This is a genomic window from Kitasatospora sp. NPDC089797 (assembly GCF_040684795.1).
Taxonomy (GTDB): domain Bacteria; phylum Actinomycetota; class Actinomycetes; order Streptomycetales; family Streptomycetaceae; genus Kitasatospora.
The window spans coordinates 1-3,961 of sequence record NZ_JBFBGS010000111.1 but is presented as its reverse complement, the minus strand read 5'-3'; the positions used below and the strand labels follow the sequence as shown (position 1 = coordinate 3,961).

Genomic DNA, 3,961 nt, shown 5'->3' with positions numbered 1-3,961 from the left:
CGCAGGCCCGCAGGAATGCGGTGCCCGGGGCCTTCGCCACGACGGCGGGGGGTGGCTCAGGCCGGTACGGCCTCCAGCGCGTAGTACAGGAACGGGCAGGGCAGCGGGGTGACCTGGGCGAGCCGCAGGCCGGCGGCGGCGAAGAGGTGCTCGAACTCGGTGAGGGTGCGCTCCCGACCGGTGGTGACGACCATCATCTCGATGTCGAAGACGGCCGCGCCCAGCGCCTCGACCGGGTCCTGGTCCGGACGCCCCTCGGAGAGCACCGAGGTGAAGACCACCACCCGGCCGTTCGGGCCCATCGCGGTACGGCAGTTGTCGAGGATCCGCCGGTTCTCGTCGTCGTTCCAGTCGTGCAGGATGTTCTTCAGCAGGTAGGCGTCGGCACCGGCCGGCACGTGCTCGAAGAAGGAGCCGGCCTCGGTCGTGCAGCGGTCCGCCACCCCGGCGGCGGCCAGCACCTCGGGCGCCTCCAGGATGCCGTTGGCGGTGTCGAAGACGGTGCCGCGCAGGTGCGGGTTGGCGGCCAGGATCGCCGCCAGGTGGGTGCCGTTGCCGCCGCCCACGTCGGTCACGTGCGCGAACCGGCTGAAGTCGAACCCCTTGGTGATCGCGGGCAGTTGGACGGCGCTGCCGGCCGCCATCGCGGAGTGGAAGACGGCGGCCAGCTCCGGGGCGCCCTTGAGGTGGTCGAACAGGCCGGTGCCGTGCACCAGCTCGAAGGCGGGCTGCCCGGTCCGGACCGACTGCTCCAGCGCGCCCCAGGCCTGCCAGACGGCCGGGGCGGCGTGCATCGCGTCCAGCGGCGCGGCCTGCACCGGCGAGTCGGTGCGGTACATGCCGCCGAGGGGGGTCAGCGCGAACCGTCCCTCCGCGTCCTGGGTCAGCAGCCCGGCGGCGGTGGCGGCGCGCAGCAGGCGCAGCAGGAAGCCGGGGTGCGCCCCGGTCCCGGTGGCCAGCTCCTCGGCCGTCAGCGCCTTCTCGCCGAGCAGGTCGGGCACGCCGAGCCGGGAGGTGACGCCGGCGATCTGGTTGAGGGCGAAGCCGAACAGCAGGGGCAGGTAGGCTGCCGGCGCGGGCTGTTCGGGGGTGGAACCGCTCATGAGGCACTCCCTTGGAATGAGGCGGCCCGCGCGGTGCGGGCCGGCCGGTTCGGTCAGTCCTTGCGGCAGATCACGAGCGTGTCGTAGTCGGCCAGCGGCTGGTGGGTCACGGTGCCGAAGCCGGCGAGCCGCGCCTGCGCGGTGATCTCGGCGACGGTGTACTCGGCGCCGCCCTCGGTGACCAGCAGCATGTTCAGGCTGGCGACCAGGTTCTCGATGTCGTCGCGCTGCTCGCCGAGCATCCGGTCGTAGACCAGCAGGCTGCCGCCCGGGTTGACCGCCCGGAACGCCTTGGCCAGCAGCTCCTGGCGCTGCCCCGGGTCCCAGTCGTGCAGGACGTGGCCGTAGACCAGGACGTCGGCCGATGGCAGCTCGTCCCGGAAGAAGTCCCCGGGGTGGAAGGTGCCCTGGCCGCTGCGGCCGAGTTCGGCCAGGTGCTCGTGGAAGAACGGCTCCAGCTGCGGCAGGTCGAACAGGTGCGCCTCCAGGCCCGGCCGGGCGGCCATCAGCTGGCCCAGCAGGTGGCCCCGGCAGCCGCCGACGTCGACCAGCGAGCGGTACTCGGTGCCGGCCAGCGCGTCGATCAGCGGCCGGCCGAGCCCCTGGGTCAGCCCGTCCATCATCCGTACGAAGTGGCCCAGCGCCTCCGGGTCCTCGAGCAGCCCGGTGAAGTCGCCGTCGGCCTGCGGCCGCCCGGTGCGCAGCGCCTCGGTGAGGTTGCCGTAGACCGGGTAGATGTTGATGTCGGCGCCCTGGAGGAAGCCGCCGACCGCGTCGGGGCGCCCGGGCACCAGGTGGCGGTCGGCGCCCTCGGCGTTGCGGTAGCGGCCGTCGCCGTCGCGCACCAGCAGGCCCAGCGCGGTGAGCAGCCCGAGGAAGTCGGACAGCCCGCGCCCGTGCAGCCCGAGCCGGTCGCGCACCTGGTCGGCGGAGGCCGGTCCTTCGTCCAGGACGGCGAAGAGGTCCAGCCGTACGGCGGTGAGCAGGGCCTTGGCGTCGCAGAACCGGTTGCCGAGCCGGAGGAGGCCGGCCGCGGTGCCGACGTCCGGGGCGGTTGCTGTCATGACCGGGTCTCCCATTTCGTGTCCGGGTGGTGGCTGCCTCGGTGGTGCCCGTGCCCGCCTTCCTGCGGGCAGGCGGCCCGAATGTCGCAGCGCCGGATGGAGGATCGCTGGAGCGTGGCCGACCGGCCGGGTCCGCCGCCCGGGCGGGCCGACCGGCGGGCCGGGGCCGGGCCGGGGCCGGGGGCGGCCGCCGGCGGTTCCGCGCGCCGGTGCGCGGCGGGCTCCACCGGGCGTCGAGCCCGGCCCCAGCGCCGGTGCCGACAGTGGGCGGCGCAGTCCTGCCGTGCAGACGAGAGAGGTGCCAGGTGAGTTCGAACAGCCCGGTCAGCTACCCCTTCCCGTGGGCCCCCGAGCCGGACATTCCGGCCGATTGGCGGACGATGCGCGAGGGCCCGCTGCTGGCGATCACCCTCCCCAGCGGTGACCCCGCGCTGCTGGTCACCCGCTACAAGGACGTCCGACGCCTGTTCGCCGACGAGCGGTTGAGCCGCAACACGGCCCGCTACCCGGCTTCCAGGATCTCGGCCAACAACGACCTGTTCGGCGACCCGGAGATCGACAACGACCCGCCGCGCTACCTGATCGAGCGCAGCGTGGTCATGCGCGCCTTCAGCGCCCGCCGGCTGGAGGCGCTGCGGCCGGTGGTGCGGCAGATCACCGCCGAGCTGCTGGACGCGATGGAGGCCGCCGGCGACCAGGCCGAGCTGATGGAGGCCTTCGCCTTCCCGCTGCCGATCCTGGTGATCTGCCACATGCTCGGGGTGCCGCCGCAGGACCGGGCCAAGTTCCGTGCCCTGATCGACGGTTACCTCTCGGTGAGCGCCCTGCCGGACGACGAGGTGGAGCGCTGCCGGATCCAGTACTGGGAGTACCTGAGCGAGCTGATCGCCGCGAAGAAGGCCGACCCGGGCGACGACCTGATCAGCGAGCTGATCACGATCAGCGCGGAGGACCCGGAGCGGCTGACCGACTACCAGCTCCAGCACTGGGTGAAGACGCTGCTGATCGCGGGCTACGTCACCACCGCCTCGCAGATCGGCACCGGGATGGCCGTGCTGCTGCACCGCCCGGCCGTCGCCGACGAGTTGAAGGCCGACCTCGACCTGGTCCCGTCGGCGGTGGAGGAGCTCCTCCGCTACCAGATCATGGGCACCTCGCTGGGCTCGCTGCGCTACGCCCTGGACGACATCGACCTGCTGGACGGCACGGTGATCCCCAAGGGCTCGACGGTGCTGCTCTCGGTGGAGTCCAACATGGACGAGGAGGTCTTCAAGGACGCCGGCACGCTCGACATCCGGCGCCAGGACAACCACCACATGACCTTCGGCGCCGGGATCCACTTCTGCGCGGGCGCCGCGCTGGCCCGGATGGAGCTGCAGGAGGCCACGGACGGCCTGCTGCGCCGCTTCCCCGGCCTGCGCCTGAGCATCCCCGGTGCGGAGCTGGTGCGCCCGGTCGGCGGGTTCCTGGCCGGGTACGCCGAGATCCCCGTGAGCTGGTGACGGCGGGTGGCCGGGATACGGGTGGGCGCGGACAGTTCGACGTGTGTGACCAGCAGCCTGTGCGTGTACCGGCTGCCGCAGGTCTTCGACCAGGACGCCGAGGGGCGGGTCGTGGTGCTCGACCCGGAGCCGCCCGCGGAGCTGAGCCGCGAGCTGCTGCGGGCCAGGCGCGGCTGTCCGACGCGGTCGATCACGCTGGAGGGCGAGGGGGTGCCGCCGGAGGAACCGCTGGAGTGACCGGCGCCGGGGGTACGGGCAGACGCGTGGGGCGGGACCGTCGAACGGTCCCGCC

The 3,961-nt window shown here is 73.3% G+C and carries 4 protein-coding genes; 2 read left to right on the top strand and 2 right to left on the bottom strand.

Annotated elements, in window-relative coordinates; translation table 11 throughout:
* Positions 1-56: 56 nt before the first annotated feature.
* Both AB0O91_RS41135 and AB0O91_RS41130 read right to left on the bottom strand, forming a co-directional pair.
* Positions 57-1,103, bottom strand: a complete 1,047-nt coding sequence (locus AB0O91_RS41135; RefSeq protein WP_363444679.1) for a methyltransferase — start codon at positions 1,101-1,103, stop codon at positions 57-59.
* A 53-nt stretch (positions 1,104-1,156) separates the two neighbouring features.
* Complete coding sequence (locus AB0O91_RS41130; protein WP_363444676.1) at positions 1,157-2,167, bottom strand: methyltransferase; 1,011 nt, start codon at positions 2,165-2,167, stop codon at positions 1,157-1,159.
* Between the two features lie 305 nt (positions 2,168-2,472).
* Here AB0O91_RS41130 and AB0O91_RS41125 point away from each other — a divergent pair, with 305 nt between their 5' ends.
* Both AB0O91_RS41125 and AB0O91_RS41120 read left to right on the top strand, forming a co-directional pair.
* Positions 2,473-3,669 carry a cytochrome P450 gene (locus AB0O91_RS41125; RefSeq protein ID WP_363444673.1) on the top strand — a complete coding sequence of 399 codons (1,197 nt, stop codon included), beginning with the start codon at positions 2,473-2,475 and terminating at the stop codon, positions 3,667-3,669.
* A 6-nt stretch (positions 3,670-3,675) separates the two neighbouring features.
* Positions 3,676-3,906: a ferredoxin gene (locus AB0O91_RS41120; protein WP_363444670.1), complete on the top strand. Its 231-nt coding sequence runs from the start codon at positions 3,676-3,678 to the stop codon at positions 3,904-3,906.
* Positions 3,907-3,961: the final 55 nt, after the last annotated feature.